Origin of the sequence: Stygiolobus sp. CP850M, assembly GCF_037389425.1 — an archaeon.
In the GTDB taxonomy this organism is placed as follows: domain Archaea; phylum Thermoproteota; class Thermoprotei_A; order Sulfolobales; family Sulfolobaceae; genus Stygiolobus.
Genome location: NZ_JBBHKR010000042.1, coordinates 81,370 through 105,312, shown reverse-complemented (window position 1 = coordinate 105,312; position 23,943 = coordinate 81,370). Strand labels below are relative to the sequence as shown.

26 protein-coding genes are annotated in these 23,943 nt (G+C 36.0%); 14 read left to right on the top strand and 12 right to left on the bottom strand.

What is annotated here, in order from left to right; all coding sequences use genetic code 11:
- Nucleotide 1: 1 nt before the first annotated feature.
- The 3 genes from WIW89_RS03010 to ppcA form a co-directional block, all read right to left on the bottom strand.
- Complete coding sequence (locus tag WIW89_RS03010) at nucleotides 2–583, bottom strand: alpha/beta fold hydrolase (protein ID WP_337719703.1); 582 nt, start codon at nucleotides 581–583, stop codon at nucleotides 2–4.
- 63 nt (nucleotides 584–646) lie between these two features.
- Entirely contained in the window at nucleotides 647–1,495 is an 849-nt protein-coding gene (locus WIW89_RS03005; protein WP_337719702.1) for a hypothetical protein, read from the bottom strand.
- On the bottom strand, nucleotides 1,492–3,027 hold the full coding sequence (gene ppcA / locus WIW89_RS03000) for a phosphoenolpyruvate carboxylase (RefSeq protein WP_337719701.1): 1,536 nt from the start codon (nucleotides 3,025–3,027) through the stop codon (nucleotides 1,492–1,494). The genes WIW89_RS03005 and ppcA overlap by 4 nt, the downstream gene beginning before the upstream one ends.
- Before the next feature lie 70 nt (nucleotides 3,028–3,097).
- On the opposite strand from ppcA, the gene WIW89_RS02995 reads away from it, so the two are divergent.
- On the top strand, nucleotides 3,098–3,556 hold the full coding sequence (locus WIW89_RS02995; RefSeq protein ID WP_337719700.1) for a peroxiredoxin: 459 nt from the start codon (nucleotides 3,098–3,100) through the stop codon (nucleotides 3,554–3,556).
- Between the two features lie 24 nt (nucleotides 3,557–3,580).
- Here the strand turns inward: WIW89_RS02995 and WIW89_RS02990 are convergent, their stop codons facing one another.
- Entirely contained in the window at nucleotides 3,581–5,086 is a 1,506-nt protein-coding gene (locus WIW89_RS02990) for an NAD(P)H-hydrate dehydratase (protein ID WP_337719699.1), read from the bottom strand.
- Between the two features lie 139 nt (nucleotides 5,087–5,225).
- Here WIW89_RS02990 and WIW89_RS02985 point away from each other — a divergent pair, with 139 nt between their 5' ends.
- The 7 genes from WIW89_RS02985 to WIW89_RS02955 all read left to right on the top strand — a co-directional run bounded on the left by WIW89_RS02985 (nucleotide 5,226) and on the right by WIW89_RS02955 (nucleotide 12,880).
- The gene (locus WIW89_RS02985; RefSeq protein ID WP_337719698.1) at nucleotides 5,226–5,651 is read left to right on the top strand and encodes a hypothetical protein; all 426 of its coding nucleotides are present in this window, start codon (nucleotides 5,226–5,228) and stop codon (nucleotides 5,649–5,651) included.
- A gap of 87 nt (nucleotides 5,652–5,738) precedes the next feature.
- Complete coding sequence (locus WIW89_RS02980) at nucleotides 5,739–6,113, top strand: hypothetical protein (RefSeq protein ID WP_337719697.1); 375 nt, start codon at nucleotides 5,739–5,741, stop codon at nucleotides 6,111–6,113.
- 124 nt (nucleotides 6,114–6,237) lie between these two features.
- Nucleotides 6,238–7,722 (top strand): DNA double-strand break repair helicase HerA, encoded by a 1,485-nt coding sequence (gene herA, locus WIW89_RS02975; protein WP_337719696.1) that lies wholly within the window; start codon nucleotides 6,238–6,240, stop codon nucleotides 7,720–7,722.
- A gap of 2 nt (nucleotides 7,723–7,724) precedes the next feature.
- Nucleotides 7,725–8,867, top strand: a complete 1,143-nt coding sequence (gene mre11, locus WIW89_RS02970) for a DNA double-strand break repair protein Mre11 (protein WP_337719695.1) — start codon at nucleotides 7,725–7,727, stop codon at nucleotides 8,865–8,867.
- 4 nt (nucleotides 8,868–8,871) lie between these two features.
- Complete coding sequence (rad50, locus tag WIW89_RS02965) at nucleotides 8,872–11,559, top strand: DNA double-strand break repair ATPase Rad50 (RefSeq protein WP_337719694.1); 2,688 nt, start codon at nucleotides 8,872–8,874, stop codon at nucleotides 11,557–11,559.
- Nucleotides 11,540–12,541: a DNA double-strand break repair nuclease NurA gene (gene nurA, locus WIW89_RS02960; protein ID WP_337719693.1), complete on the top strand. Its 1,002-nt coding sequence runs from the start codon at nucleotides 11,540–11,542 to the stop codon at nucleotides 12,539–12,541. Before rad50 ends, nurA begins: the two co-directional genes overlap by 20 nt.
- Nucleotides 12,542–12,577: 36 nt before the next feature.
- Entirely contained in the window at nucleotides 12,578–12,880 is a 303-nt protein-coding gene (locus WIW89_RS02955; RefSeq protein ID WP_337700821.1) for an MTH1187 family thiamine-binding protein, read from the top strand.
- Here WIW89_RS02955 and WIW89_RS02950 read toward each other — a convergent pair.
- Nucleotides 12,870–13,676 carry a CBS domain-containing protein gene (locus WIW89_RS02950; RefSeq protein WP_337700823.1) on the bottom strand — a complete coding sequence of 269 codons (807 nt, stop codon included), beginning with the start codon at nucleotides 13,674–13,676 and terminating at the stop codon, nucleotides 12,870–12,872. The genes WIW89_RS02955 and WIW89_RS02950 overlap by 11 nt on opposite strands.
- A gap of 49 nt (nucleotides 13,677–13,725) precedes the next feature.
- On the opposite strand from WIW89_RS02950, the gene WIW89_RS02945 reads away from it, so the two are divergent.
- Together WIW89_RS02945 and WIW89_RS02940 are read left to right on the top strand one after the other, a co-directional pair.
- Nucleotides 13,726–14,232, top strand: coding sequence for a hypothetical protein (locus WIW89_RS02945; RefSeq protein WP_337700825.1), 507 nt, complete (start codon nucleotides 13,726–13,728; stop codon nucleotides 14,230–14,232).
- Nucleotides 14,233–14,486: 254 nt separating this feature from the next.
- Nucleotides 14,487–14,909: a Fur family transcriptional regulator gene (locus WIW89_RS02940; protein WP_337700826.1), complete on the top strand. Its 423-nt coding sequence runs from the start codon at nucleotides 14,487–14,489 to the stop codon at nucleotides 14,907–14,909.
- Here WIW89_RS02940 and WIW89_RS02935 read toward each other — a convergent pair.
- Nucleotides 14,872–15,795: a nucleoside hydrolase gene (locus WIW89_RS02935; RefSeq protein ID WP_337719692.1), complete on the bottom strand. Its 924-nt coding sequence runs from the start codon at nucleotides 15,793–15,795 to the stop codon at nucleotides 14,872–14,874. The genes WIW89_RS02940 and WIW89_RS02935 overlap by 38 nt on opposite strands.
- Nucleotides 15,796–16,037: 242 nt before the next feature.
- Here WIW89_RS02935 and WIW89_RS02930 point away from each other — a divergent pair, with 242 nt between their 5' ends.
- On the top strand, nucleotides 16,038–17,786 hold the full coding sequence (locus WIW89_RS02930) for an archaea-specific SMC-related protein (RefSeq protein WP_337700830.1): 1,749 nt from the start codon (nucleotides 16,038–16,040) through the stop codon (nucleotides 17,784–17,786).
- Nucleotides 17,787–17,863: 77 nt separating this feature from the next.
- Here WIW89_RS02930 and WIW89_RS02925 read toward each other — a convergent pair whose 3' ends face one another.
- Both WIW89_RS02925 and WIW89_RS02920 read right to left on the bottom strand, forming a co-directional pair.
- Nucleotides 17,864–18,211, bottom strand: a complete 348-nt coding sequence (locus WIW89_RS02925; protein WP_337700832.1) for a hypothetical protein — start codon at nucleotides 18,209–18,211, stop codon at nucleotides 17,864–17,866.
- A 32-nt stretch (nucleotides 18,212–18,243) separates the two neighbouring features.
- Nucleotides 18,244–18,738: a CBS domain-containing protein gene (locus WIW89_RS02920; RefSeq protein WP_337700833.1), complete on the bottom strand. Its 495-nt coding sequence runs from the start codon at nucleotides 18,736–18,738 to the stop codon at nucleotides 18,244–18,246.
- 116 nt (nucleotides 18,739–18,854) lie between these two features.
- Between WIW89_RS02920 and WIW89_RS02915 the strand changes: the two genes are divergently transcribed.
- Nucleotides 18,855–19,472 carry a 2,3-diphosphoglycerate-dependent phosphoglycerate mutase gene (locus tag WIW89_RS02915; RefSeq protein ID WP_337719691.1) on the top strand — a complete coding sequence of 206 codons (618 nt, stop codon included), beginning with the start codon at nucleotides 18,855–18,857 and terminating at the stop codon, nucleotides 19,470–19,472.
- On the opposite strand, the gene WIW89_RS02910 is transcribed toward WIW89_RS02915, so the two are convergent.
- Nucleotides 19,458–20,177: a D-aminoacyl-tRNA deacylase gene (locus WIW89_RS02910; RefSeq protein ID WP_337719690.1), complete on the bottom strand. Its 720-nt coding sequence runs from the start codon at nucleotides 20,175–20,177 to the stop codon at nucleotides 19,458–19,460. The genes WIW89_RS02915 and WIW89_RS02910 overlap by 15 nt on opposite strands.
- Entirely contained in the window at nucleotides 20,174–21,103 is a 930-nt protein-coding gene (locus WIW89_RS02905; RefSeq protein WP_337719689.1) for an FAD-dependent oxidoreductase, read from the bottom strand. The genes WIW89_RS02910 and WIW89_RS02905 overlap by 4 nt, the downstream gene beginning before the upstream one ends.
- 68 nt (nucleotides 21,104–21,171) lie before the next feature.
- Between WIW89_RS02905 and trxA the strand changes: the two genes are divergently transcribed.
- Together trxA and WIW89_RS02895 are read left to right on the top strand one after the other, a co-directional pair.
- Nucleotides 21,172–21,588 (top strand): thioredoxin, encoded by a 417-nt coding sequence (gene trxA, locus WIW89_RS02900; RefSeq protein ID WP_337719688.1) that lies wholly within the window; start codon nucleotides 21,172–21,174, stop codon nucleotides 21,586–21,588.
- A 1-nt stretch (nucleotide 21,589) separates the two neighbouring features.
- Entirely contained in the window at nucleotides 21,590–22,240 is a 651-nt protein-coding gene (locus tag WIW89_RS02895) for a hypothetical protein (protein ID WP_337719687.1), read from the top strand.
- Between the two features lie 10 nt (nucleotides 22,241–22,250).
- On the opposite strand, the gene WIW89_RS02890 is transcribed toward WIW89_RS02895, so the two are convergent.
- Nucleotides 22,251–23,417 carry an NAD(P)/FAD-dependent oxidoreductase gene (locus WIW89_RS02890; protein ID WP_337719686.1) on the bottom strand — a complete coding sequence of 389 codons (1,167 nt, stop codon included), beginning with the start codon at nucleotides 23,415–23,417 and terminating at the stop codon, nucleotides 22,251–22,253.
- Nucleotides 23,417–23,929, bottom strand: coding sequence for an inosine/xanthosine triphosphatase (locus tag WIW89_RS02885; protein ID WP_337700840.1), 513 nt, complete (start codon nucleotides 23,927–23,929; stop codon nucleotides 23,417–23,419). The genes WIW89_RS02890 and WIW89_RS02885 overlap by 1 nt, the downstream gene beginning before the upstream one ends.
- Between the last annotated feature and the right edge of the window lie 14 nt (nucleotides 23,930–23,943).

Sequence of the window (23,943 nt, the reverse complement as noted above, 5' to 3'; positions counted from 1 at the left end):
TTCACTCTCCCTTCAGGAAGTTGACTATAACGTTGTTAAAGCTTACATTATCATCTAGGTAACATGCGTGTTGCTTGCCTACTATCACAAGCTTCGCCGTGTTTACGGTCTTCATTATAAGCTCAGCATTACTTCTAGGAGATACTGAGTCTTTCTCACCCCAAATCAGAAGAATTCTCTTGCCTACTAAGTTCTTCAACTTGTCCTTATAAGCGGAGACACCTACAGCTCCGACTAACACCAGTCCATCTACCATGTCCGGGTTATCTACAGCGAATCCTAATACTGCTTCTCCACCCATGGAAGCACCTAATAAATATGCTTTGCTTATCCCTAAGGTGTCCATGAAGTCCTTTATAAAAGATGAAAGAGATTCAAAGCCCCCATTAGTAGACTTACCAAAGCCTGGAAAATCTACCGAGATTGCTCTATATCCCGCATTGGCTATACTTTCTACTGTCTTAGTTTCGACCCATGTATGAGCGTTAAATCTCGCACCGTGAAATAGAAGAAAAGGCTTTCCACTTCCTTCTTCAATAAAATGTATTTTAGCACCTTTTACATCGACATATCTGTCTTGCATAATTTAAAATATTTGACATCATCTAAAAACTTATTTCCTTAATTTTATACTTTGTTTTCTTATTTACTCATTTTTATCAATAAATTTGAGAATGAAATCTAAGAGGTTATCATTTAATTGGTACCTACCTACTTCGATATTCCATGACCTCACTACCTTGACATATTTCATAAATGAAGAAACGGAAACTAACCACGGAGGATAAGTAAAGAGACCTATAACTTTTTTAAATTCCTCGATTAAGAATGCTTTACCCGGTGTAACTACAAACATTAAATCTACGTCTAAAGATGTGTAGTTAGGGGAAAGCGCGTCGTTGTATGACTCGATTAATACGTTCTTGTAATTCTGAAAAACTCTCCGTGTACACTTCTCGGTTATCGCAGGCGAAGAATCAACAAGCTCCCGAAGTTTTTCCTTAGAGATTTCAGTAGCCTTAAAAATCTTCTTTAAGTGTAAAACTTTTCCCGTTAATGAGTCTGGGACTATCTTCTCGAAACCTTGTAGTGAGAAATGAAATACCGATTCGCAGTCGAAGACACGTAACATTACAATAACTCCTTCATTTATCAGTTCCTTGTAAAGCCTCACATCAAAGTTTATCTTTTGTAAATCTGGCGGTGCTAGTAATACTGCAAATGGATTAATCTCGTTTATTATGTTTATTATTCCGCTCTTTTCACTCTTATATCGTATTATTTCGTCATAGTATTTTAACGCATCATTTCCAACTAGAGCGTTTAACTCCTCACTTCTTAAGAGTGTCGAAAAGCTGTACCAAGCGTTATGACCTGCCACGGGTTTGTGAGGAAAAAATTCTATTCCATTCTGCCTTAAGGTTGATAATAAAGATAGAGAAAAAGTTGTTTTACCTGAGTCAAACTGTAACAAGCCGTTTACTAGTACTCTCATCCCAATGATCTTCTTATTTTAGCCATTTCTAAAAGGTAATTCTTAGCTTCATCTATGTGTCCTTCTTTCAACGCCAATAACGCCAGACTTGTCATTAAGTTATGCTTTCTACTTACGTAGTCATTTCCCCCAATGTGTATCCCTAGCTGATGTTCAACGAAATCGATATCTCCTTTTATCTTAGTCAGTGTATCCTTATCCACGTTCCAAATCTGTTTAAGTAGTTCAAGGGACTCCAAGCTAATGAATTTAGCAGCACATTGAATGTCATACTTAAAGTATTTGTAGTTCTGGGAAAATACCTCGAATTCTTTCTCGTTAAGTTTGCCTAAAGAGGAAATACCGATTATTTCAGGAGGTATACCTAGGCTGTAAAGCGCTCCAGTAAATGCTATCGCTCTGGGTAACGTTACTTTACCTGTACTTCTTGAATATCCAAACAGTCCTATATGCAATTTTCTCGCTCTTCTTCTAGGTAATAAAAGAGCTATCTTGTTTATAGCATCTGCCAAACTCTCTATTATTGGTTGATAACTTTCTGTATACAATCTAGCTATTTTTTTAAGAATATCTTCCTCGTCATCACTTAGTATGGGTTTCTCCTGCACATCTCTCTCGTTAACTTTCCTTATGGCACTTACTACCTGATCATCTTCATAATCATATTTGAAAGCTGACTGAACTGTATAAGTATAAACACCCCTGTACTCGTCCATTGTCCTATCTACATTATCAGGACTAAAATGTCCTCTAAACGGTAATGCTCCTACCCCTAACATAGGGAAGAAAGATATGTTAAGTTGTTTCTCCATCTTCCCTAGTCTGCTAAGTGCATATTTCACCGAAAGTATAGCGGAGATCATCCCGTAGTTCATTGCAGGGTCTGACCTAGCCAGAAACACCCTCATATAAGGAGGTCTAAGAGCTTTAACATAACCACCTACTATCTCGTCTATTCTTAGCATAGAATCTCTGTCTTCGATGAGCGGTATTATTTCGATTTTTTTAGGGTTTATCTCACCTATAAGGTCTTTCACGTAAATATCATCGACGAGTTTCACGTCCTCTGTATTGACTATCACGTTCTCATAATATTTTACGATAGAGATCAAATCTTTGTAATCAGTAGTGAAAGGAAGAATCACCTCGAATACCGGAGGGGTAGGTTTTGTATCATAGAATTTCTCTGCTAGGTCATAGGTGATCGGAATACTTTGAAGAGTTTCTGCGAATACTTTCTTTTCGGCTCCCTCAATCTTCGGGTTCGGAATTCTGTATGTCAGGAATATGTCCCTACCTAATACTTTTTCCTTGAAAAACTCAGGGTATTGAGAAAGTAGTTTTCTGACTACGTGGGTATCTACGTCTTTTCCCTCTGCGTCCCACATGACCTCATCCACACCATAATGGGAATATGCTAAAAAAGCTTCAATTACTTCGCCTTCACCGCTTATTACTTCGCCCTTATTCCACTCAGGCACTCTGGCATTGTCAGGGTGTTGAGTTGACATAGTCTTAGGTATTTTCCTCATATTAGTAACGCGTGTGAAAATATGATATAAAAGCTTAAATTATTAAAACTTATGGGTTAGATGATTACTTATGCCGTTAAGTAAAGGTATGGATGCCCCTGATTTTGAAGCTGAGGCAAGCACTGGTAAAGTTAAACTTTCCGATTATAAGGGCAAATTAATAGTAGTGCTTTACTTTTACCCTAAGTCTTTCACACCAGGCTGTACTAGGGAAATACAGAGGTTTGTAGAGCTGTATGACCAGTTCAAGGAACTATCCGCTGAAGTCATAGGAGTAAGCGTAGATTCTTTAAGCACTCAAAAGAGGTTCGCTGAGAAATACAATGCAAAATTCCCGGTTGTTTCAGATAAAGAGAAAAAGATAAGCGAGGCTTATCAAGTATTAAATGAAAAGGGAACAAGTGCACAAAGAGTCACGTTTATAATAGATGAAAATGGGAAAATCATAGAGGTTCTTGAGAAATTAAAGAAAGCTGAAGAACATGCAGACAAGGCTTTAGAAATAGTAAAGAAAATGAGAGGGAAGTGAAAGAGTGTTTAAACCGTTTAAACCCTAGTCTTTAATTATCCTTTTGTATACTTTGTTTTTGAATGCCTCTACCGGATTATTCAGCACCTCCGGTATGTGATCAACTATATCCGTAGCTACTAAATGTTCACCGAGTTTTTGATATGCTATCGAACCTGCTAAGCTGTTCACAAAGACTCCCATATATGCGGAAGTATACGGATTAACCTTTTGAGCCATAAATGTAGCCACGATCCCCGTAAGTGTATCACCGGTACCTCCTATAGCCAAAGCCGGATTACCAGTTTTATTCAACCTAAACTCCGAACCATTACTTATTACATCCACATAGCCTTTCAACAATACCGTGCATTTACACCTTTTAGCAGCGTCAATAACCTGTTTAACCCTCTCCCTTATAGATTCCTTTACAGCCTCTCCAAAGAAAATCTTGAATTCGCCAGCATGAGGAGTTATTACAGCGTTTGGGTAAAGTTCCCTCTCAGCATTGGCTTTGAGAGCATCGGCATCAATTACAGCAGGTTTATTTAACGACTTAAGGTAATCTACGATGACTCTAGAGGCTTCAACTGTTTCAGGCTCCATACCCATACCAGGACCTATTACTACAACATCCGCTCTATCTATCCACGGTCTAAGCTCCTCTAAATTCTCCTTTGATATGTTTTTACCCTTAAGTTTTATAGATATTAAATCGGGTGAGAAGCCAGCTATTACTCTTGCTGTTTCTTCTGGAGAGGCAACATAAACCAAATCGGCTCCGGTTCTCAAAGCTGCTAATGCTGATAGCGTAGGAGCACCGCTGAACGTATAACTCCCACCTATAATTAGAACCCTCCCGTTATCGCCTTTTTTGGCTCTGTAATCCCTTTTCCTTATGTTTATGACGAGGTCTCCAGGTCCCACGTATATTTCTGCTTCCTTCGGAATTCCAATTTTCTTTACGACTGTTTTCTCCGAAAAACGTTGAAGACCTGGCTTTAGATCATGAAATGTCACTATCAAGTCAGGGTTTACATACTCTCCGAGTGCGCCACCAGTATCAGGATCTACTCCAGATGGTACGTCTATGGAAACCTTGAACCCTTTGCTTTCATTGAAAACTTTTATCGCTGTAGCGAAAGGCTCTCTGGGTTTACCAGAGAATCCCGTACCGAGCATCGCGTCGATTAATACGTCAGTCTGCACTGGAGAAAGTTGGGATATATCTTTTACCTCGGTTACTTTTACGGAATAGTCCATCTCTTCTATTACATTAAGGTTTAAGACAGCGTCCTTGTGTTTATTTTCGCCGAATAAGAAAACCTCTACTTCTGCACCATCTCCTGCAAGGTGTCGAGCTGTTACTAACCCATCTCCACCTTTTCCACCGTGTCCCACAAATACCTTGACCTTAAGGCCTTCAGGATCAAACCTCTTTATTATTTCATCTCTAACGCTCCTGCCGGCGTTCTCCATGAGTAATAATGTAGGTACTCCTAAGGCTTCACTGTTTATTTCCAGAGCCCTCATCCTTTTTGCGGATATCATAACAAATTAAATTATCCGTCAATATATGATAATTCTTTCTCAGACTCGGGTTACATCGTCACTTTTCAGCATTGGAGTTATTCATCATCTTTTTTCAAATATTTTTATAACACTAGAGCTTTTTAATTGTTGAGGGTAAATGAAAGGAACACAAACAGAAATGGGGCTAAAAGGACTGTTTATGGCTAATTCTGAAGACCACCTACTCCTCTCATTCACATCAGAAAAATTGTACCAACTTAACAGAAAGGAAGAGGCTCAAATGGTAAAAGAGAAGTCTCTTGTAGAGCTAGGTCATGCTAAAGGAATTCTTGAAAAACTCGTAAAGTATATGGGAGTTAATAGTATGAAAGAGTGGTTAAACGAAATTAAGAATAAGAAAGGTGACGATGTTAAAGAGGAATTTATGCTTACGTGTACTGTATATCTACTAAGCAAGCTCTTGTCAGAAAAAATCAGTGATATAAAAGAGAAAGAAGAGCTTACGAAACAAGCGGAGATTTACTATCAAAAAGCTAAGGAAATTTACGAGAAACTTCTTGAATCTAACATAAATGTAGCCTAAACTTCATTAATTTTTTTAGATATATACGAAAAATGTTTAACAAATCTTTATATATCCGGTTAAGGTAATGATAATTTGGGTACCTAAATGGTCTACCTCGCCCTCGAAAAAATATTAAACGAGTTTGCTGAGAAAGAAGGAAAAGAACACGTAGATACTTACAACAAAGTAGCCCTAACAGCAAAAGCTGAAGGCTACGCAGACGTAGAAGCAATGCTCTGCGCATACGCCGAGGAAGAAGCAAAAATAGCACAAACAGCAAAGAACGTAAGCGAGCTCTTAAAGGTTAAAGCACTACTCAGTGAGTTTGCTGAGAAAGAAGGAAAAGAACACGTAGATACTTACAACAAAGTAGCCCTAACAGCAAAAGCTGAAGGCTACGCAGACGTAGAAGCAATGCTCTGCGCATACGCCGAGGAAGAAGCAAAAATAGCACAAACAGCAAAGAACGTAGCTGCATAAATGTTTCATTTTTATTTTTATTTTTCTTTGGGATAAATTTTATTTGTTCTAGATTAGTTGGGAGTCGGTAATACTATATATTTTCGCAAAATTAATAAATGTTTATCGAGCATATTAGTCTGATATGACGATAGGATATATAGTGGGTTCAGCTACTACCGAACAGGCAACAGCCCTTCTTGAAAAGAAGATAAGAAACGGGTATTACGTTGTAATAGAATACGATGACGAAAAAGTGTTAGGTTTAGTTACTCAGACTTTTACCGGCAGCCCACTCCTTGATAATAATTTAAGCGATATAGAATTCATACAAAAAATCAAGAAATTTAATAACTCGATCCCCTACTTCGTAAAGGCCAAGATAAAATTACTTTGTAAGCTAAACGGTACGTTATCGAGACCTGATATACCTCCAGTAGCTGGGTCACCTATAAGGCTTGCAACAGATGAAGAGCTAAGAAGCGTGTTTTCTAATGGTGAAATAAAGTTGGGTAGGGTGATAGGAACTAACGTAGAAGTTAAAATCAAACTTAACTCTCTGGCTAGACACTTAGCAATTTTAGCTGCAACAGGATCTGGAAAGTCCAATACCGTAGCCGTGCTTTCATCCCGGATAGCCGAGAACGGCGGCTCAGTTCTGATTTTCGATTATCACGGAGAATATTACGATAGTGAGATTCCTAGATTAAACCAAATAGAACCGAAGATTAATCCATTGTCTCTAACGGTTAGTGAGTTTGCAACCTTGCTAGAACTGAGAGAGAACGCTATAATTCAATATAGAATTTTAAGGAGGGCATTCAAGCAGTTTGTTGAGGAAGTCAAAAATGGCATAACTGAGAATACCATTAGTTTCGCTGAACTAAACACAAATTTCGTTCAGCTATTGACCGAGAAAGTTAATGAAGTGTCTAAGGATGAAAAAAGAAAAGATAGTAGGGATGAAGTACTGAATAAGATAGAGGACTTTGCGGATAGGTACAGCGAGCTAATAGACTTCACTTTCGGAGACGTAATAAATAGACTAAAAGTGGGTAGAGTAAATGTAGTTAACCTAAGCTCTCTAGACGAGGACGGTATAGACGCTGTAGTCGCCCATTACTTAAGAAGAATTTTACATGCCAGAAAGGAGAATAAGATTAAGAGAACCGGCGGTCTCAAGTTCCCTATCATATCTGTAATAGAGGAGGCTCACGTTCTATTATCGAAAGATGAAAACACGTTAACTAAGCATTGGGCGGGTAGAATAGCCAGAGAAGGCAGGAAATTCGGTGTAGGCTTGATAATAGTAAGTCAGAGACCTAAAGGTCTTGACGAAAATATACTGAGCCAGATGACAAATAAAATAATTCTTAAGATAGTAGAACCTACAGACAAAAAATACGTTCTGGAAACCAGCGATAATCTAAGTGAAGACTTGGTAGAAGAGTTATCGTCCTTGGATACAGGGGAGGCTATAATAGTAGGTAATATCGTTAAGTTACCCGCCTTAGTTAAAATAGATAAGTTCGAAGGAAAATTAGCTGGAAATGACCCCGATCTAATCTCAGAATGGAAGAGTGTTAAAGAGGATGAAAATAAGCACATAGATACAGCCTTCTGGGGATAACCATGAGGATCTTACACGTTTCGGATACACACTTAGGGAAAAGACAATATGATAAGGACTTCAGGGAAGAAGATATCTACGACACCTTCAGGCAAATAATCGATATAGCTATTAAAGAAAGAGTCGACGCTGTTATACATACAGGTGATTTCTTCGACAAGAACGAACCACCTAACAAGGCTATATTGGTAGCCTTAAAGGAGCTCAAGAGATTAAAAGAGAAAGAAATACCTTTGATTGCTATTGCCGGTGACCATGATTCTCCAAAAAGAGGAAGTAGTATTTTCCCGCAAAGAATATTAGAAGAAGAAGGTTTATTAATACTTCTTGATCACCAAAACAACTATTATAAGCTAAATGACGTTGAAATTTTTGGCATCTCCCACGTTCCCTTGACGGGAGTCAAGGTGTTAAAAGAGAAACTAGAAAAAATGAAATCTTCCTCTAGGAAGAGCATCTTAATGCTTCACCAAGGTGTCAATCCGCTATTACCTTACCAATACAGTTATCAACTGGAAGTATCAGATCTTCCCAAGGGATTTGGAATAATAACTTTAGGACATTTCCATGACAGAATAAAACATGTTCTCAATGGAGGAACGCTCGTAGAAGTAGCTGGTTCACCAGATATTATAAGTGTAGCAGAACTCGAGGGATACCAAAAGAATAAGAAAGGTGTGACCGTTATCGATTACTCCACTAGTGAACCTTCTATACATTATATTAATACTGATATTAGACCACAATTAGAAGTTACGATTAATACAAATAATCTAGAAAAGGAAGTTGAGTCTTTAATTATTAGGCTTACGTCCTTAATAAACGGGTACACGAAAAAACCAATTTTACACATTATACTTGAGGGGACTCCACGAAAGAAAAACGAAATCGTAAATAAGCTGAGAGATTTGTCTAAAGTCTCAGAGTATTACAGAATAGCGAAGGACAATACATCGTATATAGACGAGACAAAAAACAACCCTAAAGTTTCTCCTACTTCGTCCCTAGATGAAATGATTATGGACTATTTAGTCAAGGTTGCCAAATACACAGAGTCTAACGCAAAGTTAGTACTTTCAATACTTAAGGAAGAAAACGAAGATGAAGTATATAAGCTCCTTAGGAAATTTGCGGGGTTAGATTGAAATGATGGAGATAAAAAGAATTTATCTTGAAAACTTTCTAAGTCACGAAAAATCGGATATAAAGTTTAAGCCTGGAATTAACGTAATTATAGGCCACAACGGAGCTGGAAAGAGTTCTATAATAGATGCCATTTACTTTTCTTTATTTAGAGACCCAGTGAGGAAAATAAACCAAGACGACTTGATTAGAAAAGGAAGCAAAGAAGCGAAAGTAGAATTAGATGTTGAAATCAACGGAAAGACCTATCAAATTACGCGTTTAATCAAGGGAAGTATAACGGATACTATTTCGGAAATCTTTCCAAACGGGTATAAGACCTTAGCTAGAGGAGCCAAAGAAGTTGATGCTACAGTATATAAGTTGATAAATGCTGATGAAGAAATCTTCTCGTCTACTTTATTTATTGCACAAGGCAAAATAGAGGAAATTTTTGATAATATTTCTAAAATAATGGATAAAATTCTAAGAATTGAAAGGATGAATGAACTTAGAGAGACTAATGGTCCTATTCATCAACTAATAAAGGAAGTAGATAATGAACTAAAGTACCTAGAGGGGGAAAAAGAAAGGTATAAGATTATAGAGCAGAGGATTAATGATAACAAGAAGAGAATAGAAGAAGATCAAAAACAATTGCAAGAGATCACTGAAAGAGTAAAGAGAATTCAAGAAGATATACAAAAGAAAAAAACAGAAATAACACAGCTCGAAGACAAAAAGGCAAAAGTAGAGGCTTTATTCCAAAACAAACTCTCTATACAAAAGGAGATTCAAGAAATAGAAGAGAAATTAAGACAATTACCTGGTCTTCTTGGAGAAAAAGAAAACTTAGAAACAAAAGTTAAAGATGAGGAGCTGTTAAATAACAAACTGAATGCCATAAAGGAAGCTAAAGCGTTAATCAGTTCTATCAAACAAACCTCACAATTCCTTGATAATCTAATTAAACAACTTAATTCAAAGAAATCTGATTTAGAGGAAAAGAAGATGCTCGAAGATAAAGAGAGGATATATCAAGAACTTAACAGAAAGAAAATGGAATTAGAGAATGTGGAAAACGAGTATACTAGGCTGATTAGTATACTAGAAAATATCAAAAGAAATATGGAGGAAAAGAAGAAAAGACTGTCAGAAATGAAAATTATTAATGAAGAAGAACTAAAGACAAAGTTAGAATCGTTAAATGAAGAGTTAGAGAGGAAAAGAAAAGAAAAAGAAGAAATTACTTCTAGAAAAAGTGAGGTAGAAGGAGAAATCAAGCAGCTAGTCTCTATTAAGAACAACTTACATTCTCTTGAAAGTGTAAGTAAATGCCCGGTTTGCGGAAGAGACTTAAGTGAACATGAGAGGTCAAAAATATATCAAGAACTTTCCGAAAAAATTGAGCAATTAAGTAAACAAAAACTGGAACTAAACAAGCAATACCTTAGCTTGTCTGATTATATCAACAGATTACAAAGCACTATAACGCAACTTCAATCTCAAATACTGAGTTTACAGAAGTTAAAGGGGGAGTACGAGAACCTCAAGCAAGAGTTAGAAAAATTGGAGAAACAAAAAGCGGATTATGAAGAGAAGGTTAAGAACTACCAGCCTGCTCACGAGGAATATGTTAGGGTCAAGGATCAGCTAAAGGAACTTGAAGATTATCATAACAGATATTTGAAGGTAAGCCGCGTGTCAGAAAACGAGATCGAGGATCTAGAAAGAGAAATAGCTGAGAAGGAGAAACAGAAAGCTGAAGACACAGAAAAACTATCACAAATACTTAATGAGTTTGAATTACCTAATGACAATAAAAAATTATTAGAGATCGAGAAACAAATTGAGAATAAGATTACTGAGATTCAGAACCTGAAAAGAAAGTTAGAGGATGTAAAAGCTAGACTGGCAGTTCTACAAAACGAGAAACTAAGAAAGACTGCACTGGAAAATGAACTGAGGAATGTGGAAGAGGAAATCAGTACAATTAAGTTTGATGTAGCCTATTACCAAAAATTAAAAGAGGAAGTGGAAAAAATGAACGACGAATACAACAGATTATCTGTAGAGATGGGAAAGCTAGAGGGAGAAATAAAAGCATTACAGTCTACCATAGATAACGACCTTAAGGAGCTGGAAGAGATTAAAAAGAAAGTGGAAAAAGAGAAAAAGTTAATCGATGCAAAGAAGAACCTAGAGGGACTTAGGGAGATATTAAGCGAGAAGAAACTTCAGGCTTACATTAAGAATAATGCAAAAACGTCCATAGAGAATAATCTCATAACTATACTTTCTAAATTTGATCTAACATATAGAGCTTTAGAACTTAATTTTGAGCAGGGAGGTAAGGGAAAGAACAAAGCTAGTGCAATAGTAGTGTATAATGATAAAGGGGACGAAGTCCCTGTAAATGCTTTAAGCGGTGGGGAAAGAACATCTATTGCAATAGCCTTAAGGCTTGCGATAGCTAAATCTCTAATGAGAGATTCCGGAGTATTGATTATGGACGAACCAACGGTTAATCTTGATGAGTACAGAAGGAGAGAGTTAATAGACATAATACGGTCATCTCTTGAAATAGTTCACCAAATTATTCTTGTAACTCACGAAGAGGAGTTAATGGAGGCTGGAGATTATGTACTCAAGTTGGAAAAGAAAGGCGGCATAAGCAAGGTGGAGGTGGTATCTAATGATCAGCAGGTTGTATAACGAAATACTAGAAAACAAACAAAGAATACTAGTAAGCACTGCTGAATTAAAAAACCAGTTATTTGCCATGGTTAAAGAAAAATTAGATACCAAATGGATTACATATCTACCTCCAACTAATATACCTTCAAAAAACATTTTAGCTATTGACGGTGGAATGTGGTCTAAAGAGACTAGATCAGGAGTAGTGTTTATCGTTGATGCTGAAGCTGTATTGTATGATGGAAGAAATATAAAGAGAGTAGACGATAAGGTGCTAATTGATGCTTTCAGGCCCGGTAATCATGCTAAGGAAAGAATCTCGCTTGTTATGCAATTAATGGAATTGCAATTGGCAATAAAGAATGGGGATAAAGCCGACCTAATCCTATTGGACGGAAGTTTAGCAAAAAAGATAGGAAGACATAAAGTAACTGAGAAAATTTCGGATGTAGATGATGTATTTACTGTCGATGATATTATTTCCCTCAAGGAGAGAGAAAGCGAGGAAAAAATGCACAAGTTATTAGTTGCGGAAAATCACTATGCTATCTCGCTACTTATAGAGAAGTATAGAGAGAAACTTTTATTCATATCTAAAAACAGTAAGTCATCAGACATCTTTGGTCAACCTTATTCCGATGTAGTAGTTTTAGAGCTCTTTACTCAAGGTATCGGTTATACTCAACCCATAGAGAAAACAATTGAGGATAAGTATGTAGTAAGTAAAAAAGCAAGTAGGATAATGTCAAACCTAAAATTTTACACTTCATTGGTGAGGCTAGATAAAGATGGCAGGATCTTAAAATTTGACTTTTTTGAAAGAGGAAAACTGTTAGAATTCATAAACACTTTAGCGGCAATTTCAGTAAGAGGGTATCCGTACCCGTTGTTAGAAGTTCATAAAGACGTAAGGATCAGTAGGGATGATGTGAAAAGGGTTATGAGATTACTTGGGTTTAAACCTAAACAAGAGGAGTGGTGGCCAAGTCAGTTCTTATAAAAATTATTTTTTAAGTCCAATTGATAGAATTTCTGTATGCCTAAAAAAGTTCTTGTAGATATAAGTGTCGAACCGATAGGAACATCTAGTACAAGCCTTTCGCCTTATATAAAGAAGGTTTTTGATGTCCTAGATAGATTAGGTATAAAATACTACCCTTCACCTGCAATGTCCACATTAGAACTAGACGATATAACCAAACTTGGATACGTACTGAAAGAAATCAATGATGAACTGGAAAGGATGGGAGTTAAGAGGATAGTCACCCTTATTAAAATAGATGATAGGAGAGATAAAGAAAACAGTATCGAACATAAGCTTGAAGTAATTAAAAGGTAGTAGTGTAGAGTTTAAGTTCTAGAAGATATTTTCTAGTTTTCTCATCAGTTAACGCTCTAACAATATCAGTTGTAGTTAGTATACCTTTTAGTTCTCCGGAAACACCCACTACGGGAAGACCTTTGACCTTTCTATTAGCCATTAATCTAGCAGCGTAATTTAGGTCCTCATATTCATCTACTATAACAATAGTTGGTGTCATTACTTCCTTAACTTTTACGTTAACTTCCTTCATCTTCAACACTGGAGCTAAATATAAGAGGTCTGTGGTGGTTATTGTACCGACAATTTTCCCGTCACTGACCACTATTAATCTGCTGATGTCGTTTGATAATATCAAGTTCAATGCCTCATGCATGCTAGAATTTTCATTGATAATTATTGGATTTTTGGTCATATATTCCGAAATTTTTTGTATTCCTCTAATCAAACTACCGTAATACTGAGATAGGTCGCTTTTTATTATCATACCTAAAATTCTCCCGCTGTCCGAGGTGACTATTAGCATAGGTTGTTTCTTCTCTATCATTATTTGAGCGGCTTCAAGCGGTTCAATGTCACTTGTAACCGTCACTATATCCTTTCTCATAACTTCGGAGACGTAAACGCTATCAAGCTCTCTACTTCCCATTTTACTTATAAACTTGAGAACATCTTTTTGTGTCACTACACCTAAAGGATTGCCGTTCTCATCCCCTACTATCAACTTAGGCACATATTCCATTGTCATAATCTTTATTGTATGTAACAATGAATCGTGTGGCCTCACGATTATAGGCTCTCTTACTATTCCCATGGTATATCATAATGAAATTTAAACTCATAAATTCATAGTATATTATTTGATGGAGAAGTTTAGAGAGCTAATTGCTGATATGGTATTTTCAAAGGAGATAAGTAATTATGAAGACAAGATAGAAGAGGGGAGAAAGAAGAGGGACAGCTGCATTTACTTTATGAATGGAGTTTGTTCCAGATATGTAATCAAAAAAGATTCAATATTGCTCGAGTGGATCGGAAAAGATAGAAGAGCTACACCCCACCCTCTTCTATGCTATATTTGCCCTTATTACTCTTTAAAAGCTGAGGAAAGGAAAGATATCCTTGACATAATAGAGCTTTACGTATATTATGAGAACGAGAAAGAGTTAGTTGAACGTGAGCTGCTCTTCCTAGACAGAAGGTATGAAGAGAATCCCTTCCATTTATCGTTGAAGAGAAGAAGAGAGGACCTTATTATCTTCCTTGAAAATATTAATGAAAAAATTAACATCATCAAACGGATAATTAAAGTGGAGGGTGTCGAAGATAAAAGAACTGTTGAAGATATCAAAGAGGAATCCACGATTTAAACATTGGCCCTCTGGTCATCGTTGAGTTAATACTCATACTCCCAGAGGTGATCCTGCCTATTAAAAACAATTTTACTCGCGGAATTTAAAGTTTTTACAGTGAAACATCCATAAAATACACATGAACCGTACATAAACAACAATATAAAATGCCTTTTCCAATTATAAGGTATGAGTTATATCCCATGAAAATTATAGAATATATCACATTTGTAAATAATTTTTAAATTGTTTTGTGTTAGTAGTTATTACTTGTGGAAATAGACTTAGCTGACCTATTAAGACAAAAAGGATTGAAGGTTACACCTCAGAGACTGTCAATACTAAAACTATTGTATAGTGGAGGTCATTTTAACGGTGAGCAGATATATAATGAGCTTAAGAAATCAGAGCCAAGTATAAGCTTATCCACAGTATACAACGCGCTTAATGCCCTGGAAAAAGCGGGGCTACTAAATTCGTTCGAAGTTAACGGAATAACGTGGTATGAAATTAAGAGGGATTTACACGTAAATGTTTACTGTGAAGACTCTAATCAAATTATAGACGTTAATGTAGATCTTGAGGGGTTATATAAAGAACTGAGTGAGAAAGGAATAAATGTTAAATCCCTTAACGTCGTTGTTACTGCGGAATGTTCTAAGCTTTTGAAAGAACCTCAAATAAGTACTTCTTAAACTTAGAGGAGTCTGCTTTTGTAACTATTTCTACCTTTATATCACTCTTTGTCATATCATACCAGTCCACCAGCATAGCCCCCCTTGATTTTCCACAAACCTCTACATCCACTCTTTTCTCTACTGATTCGAGAATAATACTGTTGTCGTAAGCAATGGCTACAGTTAGTGAATCTGGATGTACGCTACCCTTGGATCCTGTACTTTTGGAGTATTCTCTTAGAACTTCATTAACTTTGATAAAAAAGTTCGAACGATTTGTACCCATAGATGAAATTCTTGACCACTCATCATCTGTTATTGTAGCGGCTTCCTCAGCTATTTCCCACGGTACTATTGTAATATCAAAACCGCTTTTCAAGACTATCTCAGCAGCCTCTGGGTCTACCCAAAAATTGAACTCTGCGATTTCCGTCGTATTGCCTCTTGTAAAGGCACCTCCCATAATCCAGACCTTCTTAATTCTCTTTACTATAGAAGGATCTTTCAAGTACGCTAATGCTAAATTCGTTAAAGGTGATACGGCTAAGATTTCTAGTTCTCCATTATATTTTTTTGATAGCTCTATTATTGCATCGCTTGCAAAAATATTTTCTGGTTTTTTCGAGGGTTTTGGTATATCCAACCTCCCCATACCTTTCTCTCCATGAACTTCTTCAACAGTCCTCCAGATACCTCTAATCGGCCTAGAAGCCCCTAAAAAGACCGGTACATGAGAATAGCCGAAATATTCTAGAGTAAATAAAGCATTATTTATCTCATTTTCATACTTCACATTTCCAGCAACTACTGTAACTCCTTCCACGTCGAAAAATTCTAGTGACAATAAGAGAGCTATAGTGTCATCACTTGCTGTATCTGTATCAAAAATAACCTTTCTTTTCATGTAGGATTAATACTTTTGCAATTTACTTTAAACTTTATTTTTCTCTTGATAACAGAAAGGTTAGCCCTTAATTACTTGAATAATTCTTAATAAAAATAAAATAATTCTACTTGAGTTAGTACGAGCTAACTGTTCTCATTCTTTCCAGAGAGATATAAATGTCATTAGAATTAGCCTAAACCTTAATATCCCTATTAGTTTAATCAAAATATTTTTAAGGTGAGTATCACGTATTATGATTAATGCAAGTTAGGCTTTATAATGTAGGCGGTATTAGCAGAGAACTTTATCTCTCTATAAAGAAGGGCATATCTATATACGAAGCGCCTAATGCATATGGTAAAACATCGTTAGCGAGAGCTTTGATTTCGTTGTTAACATCGGAGATAACAGCGGAGGATCTGCTGAATGTTTTTAGTGATGAAGGATATGTCGAAGCTGAAATAGACGGCAAATTATATTACAGAAGATTTAAGAGAATTAAGAATAGGATAGAGGAAGAGAAAAAACTGTATATGGATGATAAAAATGCATTACTACTGTCGTATTTCTCACCCGAGAACCCGTTAGTAGCAAGAATATTAGTCGGAGACGAGAACATAGAGTGGTTTATATCTGCGGCATCAAAAATTGATGAGATTAAGAAGAAAAAAGAAAACTTACAATATAAACTGGGAGAAATAAAAGCAACATATGAAGAATATCAAAAGAAATATAATGAAGCTGAAAATTATATGAAACAATTAGAGGCAATAAATCAACAGTTAGAGAAACTAGAAAAAGATAGAGAGAGTATAAGAATAAACACTGAAAATAGTATCAGGATAACTAAGAAGAATAGATTAGAAGACTTAGAAAAAAGACTTGAAGTAAGGCAAAAAGAATTGAGAGAAAAGGAAGCTAAAGCAAAAAGAATTGAGAGAGAGATAGAAGAACTTAAAAAGAATCTGAACTCTATTTCTAAAGAGAATTTATTAAAAGAGATAGAAGAACTTAACGCAAAGTTACAAAATCTTAACTCAAAAAAGTATAACCTAGACGTAGACTACAGAATGCTTGGGAGAGTACTAGATGAAATAAAAGAGGCTGATGAGAGACATTTAGCCGTATGTTACGTTTGTGGACATGAAGTAAATCCTTCAATTTGGAAGGAGAGATTAGATACCATAAAGAAAGAACTAACAGAAGTAACTAGACAAAGGGACGAGATAACAAAGGAAATAAACAACTTACAAAGCAGGATTAATACAATTACTAATAAAGTAAAAGAAATAGAGAAATATGAACAACAATTAACTAATAAGCAAAATGAACTAGAAACGTATAAACTAGAGATAGGTGAGATACAAAAATCTATTGAAACATTGCAGAGACAAATTAGAGAACTGAAGGAAAAAATAGAGGAGCTTGACACCAAAGACTTAAGCTTAAGTGGAGAAAGTGAACTTGATAAACGTATAAAAGAGCTTCAGCAACAAAGGAGCAATATAGAGTTAGAGCTACAAAGAATAGGCATACCTAAAAGAATTATGGAAGAACTACAAAGCTTCAGAAAGAATATAAAGGATATAGAAGATCAAATTTCTACTCTAGATAAGGAATACATTAGAAGACTAACTGTAGTGAAGGACACTTTTAGCAACCTGGCTAACTCTTTAATGAGGGATCTTGAATTTAATTATACAGCTGAAATAGATGAGAAATATAGAATAGTAATAAAGAAGGACAATGTGAAGATGGATTTGAAGAAACTGTCTACTTCAGAGAAGACTGCAATAGCATTGGTATTAGTATTGATAGGATTGAAAGAGTATTTCAAGAGTCCGTTCTTCATAATTGATGAGTCATTTATGACATTTGACCAGAGAAGATTTGAGAAGATTCAGAAGTACCTTTCCGGCATAGTGGACTATACGATAATAACTAAGAGTAACGATACCGTACAATTCAGGAACGAGAAATTACTTGAGCCGAATCAGATAACGGGTTAATTAGTACCTTTCTCTTAACTCTGATTTAGAAAATATTTATTTTAACTTAAATTTATATTTTTGATTAATAAGTATTTTTACAGATTTTTTACATTAATCTCAGGTGACCAAGGAACGTCCAACTCCTTCATTAAGAGCTTATTTAAATCAGTTTTTATCGCTTCCTCCACCTCAGGCGGTATATTCTCGATTTGCGTGAACCAACCTACCATCGCCATCATACCCAACTCTTCGGCTTTTTGCTTTAACCATAATGCTACTGCTAGACCTGCTTTTGTAGGCTTGAATAAAACTATAGAAGCACCTATTGATGAACTAGCAATTTTTATGGCATGTTTAGATACTGTTTTCCATCTAGTTTTAGTAATAATTTTTACAAGCTCCTTTGCCCTATCTCTTTCACCGATCGCATAGAATATTATCATTAGATAAAAAATGAATACTATACTAATAAAATTTATCCAGAGCCGGTGCCACAACCACAATATCCGAATTCATCAATTTCTATTCCACAGACTGGACATATATAACCAGAACCCTTGACTTCCGAAGCCTCTTTTTTAAATTGAAAAACATGAGGGTCTAATAAAGCTTTCACTAAATCTCTTATACTCACTAATCCAGTTATCTTTCCGTCTTTACTTAAAATCGGCAGATGTCTAAAACCATTATCCAGCATAACTTCTAGTGCGTCTACTATATCTGTGTCTTCTGTAACTCCTATTACATTTCTAGTCATGTAATCAGACACTTTTGCATCAGTCCTGCCATCAGCAACTACTTTAATTAGATCCCTTTCTGTGAATATTCCTACTATCTTATTATTATTATCTATTACTACAAGTGCACCTATGTTATGTTCTCTAAGCTCTTTTGCTGCTAGTGATATAGGATCAGTATCTCTTATGACGTGGATTACCTTATTTCCTATAATTCCTACTTTTGTCTCCATAAGATCTTATTGACTATACGTCTCTGATAAACTTTATTATTATTTTGACAAGGGGCAATTTATCGAAAATTATTCAAAAACAATTTTTTATAATCAGCATGTAAAAACTCTTTAACATGGTTGTTATAGTGTTTATTCGACATGCCCAATCAGTCTCAAACGTTCAAAGAATTCTTTCTGACGATATAAATAGATACCCGTTGACTGACGAAGGTAGACAACAGGCTAAAGAGACCGCTAAAGAGTTAAGGAAAATCCCAACAGTAACGAGACTTTATAGTAGTCCTATACTAAGGGCTTACCAAACTGCATCGATAATAGGAGAGGAGTTAGGATTAGTGCCAATCATAGATGATAGATTAAGAGAGAGGGAATTAGGCGAATTGAATAACTTTAGAATTGACGAAATCAATAACTGGAGAGTAAAAGTTTACAAAAGAGAAATCTCGGCTAAAGGACTAGAGCCATGGGAGATCTTGATGAAGAGGATAGTTAGCTTTGTAGAAGATATTATTAAGAAAGAGGAAGGAACAATTATCGCCGTGAGTCATTACGACCCGATTAGGGCTTTTCTCTCATATCTTATAGATTTAGACGACATTGGTTCTTGGGGAATCTCACTACCAAATGCAAGTATAAGTATAGTCAAATGCAATGACGAGAATGCAAAAAACTGCAAGATAATCTGTATCGGAACTCCTATTTTAACAACTGAAATCTTATCTAGACTCTAATTTTATATTACTGTTGATCCATTTTATATACTCTATAATTTTATTCTTAATAGAAGAATTAACGTTATCGAATATTATTTTATCTACTTTCTCAACGGAATTCATGATAACTTGCCTCACAACCTCTTGGTTTATCTCATTTAAGTAATATTTGGATACAACATGCCCTATACATTTAGACGTACTTATCTTCGAAAAATAAGGTGTATAGTGAGTCCCTCCTACTCCCGCAATGATCTCTTCACATACGGTTTGATCGAACTTGTCTACACCTCTTAAGGTAGCCTCAACCATCATTTTTACAAGGTTCTCGTTCTGCCAGTAGTTTGTATCGCTACCTATCTCCACAAAGATCACCGGATGAGTCTGATACGTGGGACCATGATGAGTAGCTTCAATAGCCTTTTGGATATCCACGGGTAAAGTTAATATCTCTCTAAAAATTGAGGATAATAATTTAGGAAAGGCTATCCCTAGTTTAAAAGGTTCTCCTCCAAAAGCATTAGACCCCGGATTTCCAGGGTAATGAACAGTTAATGAAGGAGTCTTAGACGAGCTCTCATGACGTGAAAATATAACAATAACGTCTCCCTTGTCGTACCTGAAATCTATCACATCATCTTCTATTTCATCAAACCTATACCCTAGTTTTTTAATCGTAATTCCTACAGGGTCTTTTGTAGATATTAAGAAGTTTACTCTCATGACGACCCACTCTTTAGAAGACCTAAAGCCTCATCCACAATAAAGGGAGCCATTGCAAACCCAAATCTAAATCCAGTAATAACTAGCGCGTTTTCAGCAATTTTTTCAATAACGTACTTTTTGCTGCTCGAAGCTGTCCTGAAACCTACGCTAACTAAAATCTGATGACTCAATGGATAGATGGAGTTAACTGTATTCACCGCATCTTTTACTTTCTCATAGTTTATCTTATTATCTGTGGTTTTCTCTGCATCCGAACTGATAATAACTTCTGAACCTCTTCTCTTTAAGAATATCTTACCTTTGTAAAACAAGATATTATTTAAAGTGAAGGAAGAAGAACTCGAGATCAAATGACCCTTATAGACCTCGAGATCTTTGATACTAAAAAGTTTTATAGTGAGATAACCGGTAGAGAAAATAACGTTCCCGTTCACCGAAATATTCTCTCCTGACGAAAGGTGTAATTTCGTTATCTTGTTATCCTTAATCTCGTATCCGTTCACTTCCTCATTTATCATAACACTTTTCGTTACCTTTTCTAAAAGTTTCTCTCCATCTAAATAAAGAGCCCTTTCGTAGATGTACATTTTTGTACTCTCAGGTACAGTAATATCGGGTTCCATCTCTTTCAATTTATTCATCGAAATTTCTCTTCCTATCTGTTTATCTGATATAACACTCATTTCCTTGTATATAACACCGTACTTATGTGATAGCTGGACATAATAATCTATTGAAGATAAACACTTTTCCATTAAGTCCCCGCATAATGGTGGTATAATAGACCATACGCTTCGGTTTGAGTTAAGCTGTTTAACTTTACGTTCTTTTTCTATAATCTTTACATCTTTGTTCATATCTTGAAGCTTATCAGCAACGACGGCACCTACAATTCCTCCACCTACTATGATAATTTCAACCATAACATCGTTTTTAGAAATTAAACAAAATAAACTTTTTAAAGTACGAGGAAAACAGTATCTGGATAGTTATGAACGAGGAAAATGATCCTGAGTTACAGAAGCTTTTGGAGGAAAAAGCTAAGAAGCTAGCTAAAGTAGCATCTAAAAAAGAAGAGCAGAGGAGAGAGCCAGTAGCACATCTTGATTCCAGTAACTTTGACTCTTTCATAAACTCACATAAGGTTGCTGTTGTAGACTTTTGGGCTGAGTGGTGCGCTCCTTGCCTTATATTAGCACCTATAATTGAAGAGCTAGCACACGATTACCCACAAGTAGGTTTCGGAAAAATTAACAGCGATGAGAATCCAGATATCTCAGCCAGATATGGAGTAATGAGCTTACCTACAGTTATATTCTTCAAGAACGGAGAACCAGTAGATGAATTGCTGGGAGCAGTTCCTAGAGAAGAGATAGAGACAAGAATTAAGGCATTGCTAGGTGAATAATATGAAACCGTTGCTTTTAGGAATTGATGGGTTGAGTTATTCAAGTTTTATGAAATGTAATCCTAGAACTTTATTGATGCTCTTCAGTAGTACTTTCAGGGGAGTAGTGGCTAATAAGAACAAGAACAACCACCCTACTCCTGCATGGCTTAGCATTTTAGAAATGACAGATGATATCAACGAAAGCGGTTTTCTATCTTCTCTCCCTAATTTGAAGTTAATCAAGATTACTAAGGCAGTTGCAATTAATATACCTATAACTAATCCTACCTATGGAGAGGTTAAATTACCTTATGACAAGACTGTACCCATAAAGGACGAACTAAACAAAGTTAAAGAAGCTATATTTAAAAACATAGATGAAAACCCAGTAATAGCAGATGTGACAGCTCTAGACAGGTTCTTAGTAAATAACGGGAGCATAGATAAGTGTGAGATCTATAGAGAGATTGACGGCTTCGTTAAAGAAATAATAAATAGAGTTCAGGATTTCATAATATTCTCACCTTATGGAGAACCTAAGGACGGAAAACATGAAGCCTACGGTGTTTACTTATCAACGGTTCCTAGACCTAATGAGCATGATACTGTAAAACTGCCTGAACTTGGTATCCTCTTTTCAAAGCTAGTTAAGGGAGATGTATTTTATTGATTTCAAAAAATTAATTGTAATATGGTAACGCCATGTGGTATGGTACACTGAATGCAGACGATATTAACATTGCAGAATATAACTTCTTGAGATATTTGTACATTGAGCCCCACCTAAAGTCTATTTTCTTAACATATTTATTTACATCGAATATCAACATCCCTGAATAATCTCCGGCATGCATCATACATATGACTCCTTGTGCATAATAAGGTAGAGTTCTACCACTAAGCTCCTTTACAATTGTAGCGGCTGCATTTTCAGATGATATCATAGCCGCTCTTCCGGTCTTTGCCGGGATCATACCTTTTGCAGAATCGCCGACTGCGAATATATTCCTAAATTTAGTAGATCTAAAAGTGGGATGTTCCACTGAGATAAACCCAGATTCGTCTGTTAACCCAGCTTTTTTTGCTATTTCGGGTGCGGAGAGTGTAGGAAGAACGGAAATTAAGTTAGTATCAATCTCGTTTCCGTTACTTAACAAAACTTTGTTTCTAGAGATCTCCTTAACATAAACTCCTTTTATTAACTTAATCCCTCTTTTTTCAGCATATGCATTCACTTGTTTTGGGATCCAATCTACCGGTAATATCCCGAACATACCTTTAGGGCTTTGCGTACCTAGATATACTGTTACCCTCTTTCCCAGTTTTCTACCCAGATATTCCAGTATAAAGGCAACTTGATAGGAGGGACCTTCGATAGGGCTGTTCATTGCATTACCTACGAATGCGTTTATTTCATCTTTTTCTTCTACAACCTTTTTTATACCTAAAAATCCCTCAAGTGTGTGATGCATAAATGCGTTTTCATGACCCTTAATTTTATTGAAGTTTTCTTCATAAGCTCCGCCTAGAGCGACAACTAAGTAGTCATAATCAAATGTGCCTTTATCTGTCTTTACTTCATTAGATTCCGGTCGTATTTCTAAGACCTTACTTTCAATGAACTCAATGCCTCTTGGCGGTAATTTTTGAGATGCAAGAAAATACGTGTTTTCAATTTTTACATCGTCTGTAAGCAGAGCTGGAAATATTGTATTGTCGTAAACTCGATCCGATTCTGAAATAACTATAACGTCAGCTTTATCTGGAATATTTTCCCTCAATCGGTGAGCAATAGTCAAGCCCGCAAATCCAGCTCCTAGTATTAGAACTCTCTTTTTATTTGCCATTAATCTACATTGTTGTAAAAAGGATATAAGGCTATCACAACAGGTTGAACGTAAAGATCTTTACGAGTTATATGCATTTTAGTTAAGTACCCAATTGCCCCTTCACTCTGTTTACTCTCTTTCGTAGAGAATATAATATCCGTAACCTCACCTAACTCCTTTCCTTCGACTAAAAGCGAAGTCATTGAGAGAGGTAAAGGAAAAGATGCTGAAAACGCGAAGTTCTCTATCCCTTTTTTACTTGCTGCATAAACCACTGCATAGGCCAACATTCTATTTTCATAATAAAATACACCGCCCTCTATTCCTATTCCAATATCAGCATGTGTGTGTCTTAACGCTTTGTAAGCCCTAGTTTTAGCACCTACAAAAGTTTGATTGCAAACTGGTTGAGGAGGTACTTCCGGATCTACTTTTACGGCTTTAACTTCAGCTTTCATACCTATAATTCTGAGAGCTTCCTTGACAGCCTCTACCTTTGCCTTGTTTGTAGAACCTACCGCAACAAACATTTTTATTCACACTA

Bases quoted from the DNA above. Each gene is read 5' to 3' on its own strand.
- WIW89_RS03010 (WP_337719703.1), bottom strand. From the start codon at position 583: ATGCAAGACAGATATGTCGATGTAAAAGGTGCTAAAATACATTTTATT.
- WIW89_RS03005 (WP_337719702.1), bottom strand. From the start codon at position 1,495: ATGAGAGTACTAGTAAACGGCTTGTTACAGTTTGACTCAGGTAAAACA.
- ppcA (WP_337719701.1), bottom strand. From the start codon at position 3,027: ATGAGGAAAATACCTAAGACTATGTCAACTCAACACCCTGACAATGCC.
- WIW89_RS02995 (WP_337719700.1), top strand. From the start codon at position 3,098: ATGCCGTTAAGTAAAGGTATGGATGCCCCTGATTTTGAAGCTGAGGCA.
- WIW89_RS02990 (WP_337719699.1), bottom strand. From the start codon at position 5,086: ATGATATCCGCAAAAAGGATGAGGGCTCTGGAAATAAACAGTGAAGCC.
- WIW89_RS02985 (WP_337719698.1), top strand. From the start codon at position 5,226: ATGAAAGGAACACAAACAGAAATGGGGCTAAAAGGACTGTTTATGGCT.
- WIW89_RS02980 (WP_337719697.1), top strand. From the start codon at position 5,739: ATGGTCTACCTCGCCCTCGAAAAAATATTAAACGAGTTTGCTGAGAAA.
- herA (WP_337719696.1), top strand. From the start codon at position 6,238: ATGACGATAGGATATATAGTGGGTTCAGCTACTACCGAACAGGCAACA.
- mre11 (WP_337719695.1), top strand. From the start codon at position 7,725: ATGAGGATCTTACACGTTTCGGATACACACTTAGGGAAAAGACAATAT.
- rad50 (WP_337719694.1), top strand. From the start codon at position 8,872: ATGGAGATAAAAAGAATTTATCTTGAAAACTTTCTAAGTCACGAAAAA.
- nurA (WP_337719693.1), top strand. From the start codon at position 11,540: ATGATCAGCAGGTTGTATAACGAAATACTAGAAAACAAACAAAGAATA.
- WIW89_RS02955 (WP_337700821.1), top strand. From the start codon at position 12,578: ATGCCTAAAAAAGTTCTTGTAGATATAAGTGTCGAACCGATAGGAACA.
- WIW89_RS02950 (WP_337700823.1), bottom strand. From the start codon at position 13,676: ATGGGAATAGTAAGAGAGCCTATAATCGTGAGGCCACACGATTCATTG.
- WIW89_RS02945 (WP_337700825.1), top strand. From the start codon at position 13,726: ATGGAGAAGTTTAGAGAGCTAATTGCTGATATGGTATTTTCAAAGGAG.
- WIW89_RS02935 (WP_337719692.1), bottom strand. From the start codon at position 15,795: ATGAAAAGAAAGGTTATTTTTGATACAGATACAGCAAGTGATGACACT.
- WIW89_RS02930 (WP_337700830.1), top strand. From the start codon at position 16,038: ATGCAAGTTAGGCTTTATAATGTAGGCGGTATTAGCAGAGAACTTTAT.
- WIW89_RS02925 (WP_337700832.1), bottom strand. From the start codon at position 18,211: ATGATAATATTCTATGCGATCGGTGAAAGAGATAGGGCAAAGGAGCTT.
- WIW89_RS02920 (WP_337700833.1), bottom strand. From the start codon at position 18,738: ATGGAGACAAAAGTAGGAATTATAGGAAATAAGGTAATCCACGTCATA.
- WIW89_RS02915 (WP_337719691.1), top strand. From the start codon at position 18,855: ATGGTTGTTATAGTGTTTATTCGACATGCCCAATCAGTCTCAAACGTT.
- WIW89_RS02910 (WP_337719690.1), bottom strand. From the start codon at position 20,177: ATGAGAGTAAACTTCTTAATATCTACAAAAGACCCTGTAGGAATTACG.
- WIW89_RS02905 (WP_337719689.1), bottom strand. From the start codon at position 21,103: ATGGTTGAAATTATCATAGTAGGTGGAGGAATTGTAGGTGCCGTCGTT.
- trxA (WP_337719688.1), top strand. From the start codon at position 21,172: ATGAACGAGGAAAATGATCCTGAGTTACAGAAGCTTTTGGAGGAAAAA.
- WIW89_RS02895 (WP_337719687.1), top strand. From the start codon at position 21,590: ATGAAACCGTTGCTTTTAGGAATTGATGGGTTGAGTTATTCAAGTTTT.
- WIW89_RS02890 (WP_337719686.1), bottom strand. From the start codon at position 23,417: ATGGCAAATAAAAAGAGAGTTCTAATACTAGGAGCTGGATTTGCGGGC.
- WIW89_RS02885 (WP_337700840.1), bottom strand. From the start codon at position 23,929: ATGTTTGTTGCGGTAGGTTCTACAAACAAGGCAAAGGTAGAGGCTGTC.